This is a genomic window from Thermoanaerobacter thermocopriae JCM 7501, from assembly GCF_001310975.1.
In the GTDB taxonomy this organism is placed as follows: domain Bacteria; phylum Bacillota; class Thermoanaerobacteria; order Thermoanaerobacterales; family Thermoanaerobacteraceae; genus Thermoanaerobacter; species Thermoanaerobacter thermocopriae.
This window is the reverse complement of sequence record NZ_BAZY01000073.1, coordinates 1-1,189: the sequence shown is the minus strand read 5'-3', so window position 1 is coordinate 1,189 and position 1,189 is coordinate 1. Positions and strand designations below refer to the sequence as shown.

General features: G+C 31.0%; 1 protein-coding gene. It reads left to right on the top strand.

Annotation, left to right across the window (positions count from 1 at the left end; translation table 11 throughout):
* Nucleotides 1-105: 105 nt before the first annotated feature.
* On the top strand, nucleotides 106-1,149 hold the full coding sequence (locus tag JCM7501_RS12395; RefSeq protein WP_011025138.1) for an IS30 family transposase: 1,044 nt from the start codon (nucleotides 106-108) through the stop codon (nucleotides 1,147-1,149).
* The last annotated feature ends 40 nt before the right edge of the window (nucleotides 1,150-1,189 follow it).

Sequence of the window (1,189 nt, the reverse complement as noted above, 5' to 3'; positions counted from 1 at the left end):
GGTTAGTTGTATAATTAAATGCAACAGATAAAAGAATAGAAACCATAGTGAAAATCGTGTATGATATAGGTGTCAACTAAACATCATACAAGGAGGATTTTCACTATGGTTCATAATAATGATACCACAAAAAAGCGTTCTTTTAAACACTTAAGTAGCTATGAACGAGGAGAAATCTATGCATTACTCAAAGAAGGAAGAAGTATTCGGTATATTGCTAAAAAACTTAATCGATCTCCAAGCACTATAAGCCGTGAAATTAAACGTGGAACTACTACACAACTTAGAAGTGATTTATCTTCTTATACAAGCTATTTTCCTGAAACCGGTCAAGCTATCTACGAAAAAAATCGCTCAAATTGCGGAGCTAAATTTAAAGTAGCTAAAGCAGAAGATTTTTTGAAATATGCTGAAAATAAAATATTAAATGAAAAATGGTCACCAGATGCAGTTGTAGGCTATTGTAAAAAAGACCCAAGCTGGAATAATAAAACTATTGTTTGTACTAAAACACTGTACAACTATATAGATAGAGGATTATTAAAAGTTAAAAACATTGATTTACCTTTAAAACTACGTTTAAAACCAAGAAAGAAACAAAATCGTAAAAATAAACGTATTATGGGTAAAAGTATTGATTTTAGGCCTAAAGAAGTTGAAAGCCGTGAAGTTTTTGGGCATTGGGAAATAGATACGTTAATTGGCAAGAAATCTAATGACAAGGTCCTTTTAACATTAATAGAGCGTAAGACTCGCCATGAAATAATATTCTTATTAGATGCAAAAGACAATAAATCTGTTAAAGATGCATTATCAAAATTAAAAGATATGTTTGGTGACAATTTAAGCAAGGTCTTTAAAACAATAACATCTGATAATGGTACAGAGTTTAGTGATTTAGAAAGTGCTCTTTTAGAATATGGCGTAGAAGTATATTATACACATCCATATTCATCTTGGGAAAGAGCTACAAATGAACGACATAACGGTCTTATACGACGTTTCATCCCTAAAGGTAAAAGTATTAAAGATTTATCTATAGATACGATAAAGAGAGTAGAAAACTGGCTTAATAACCTTCCACGAAAATTGTTAAATTACAAAACGCCTAAGGAATACTTTTATGAAGAGCTGGCAAAAATCTGTTAAGCCCATCCATTATAAAGTTTAGAGCTCGTTCGTGATTTGT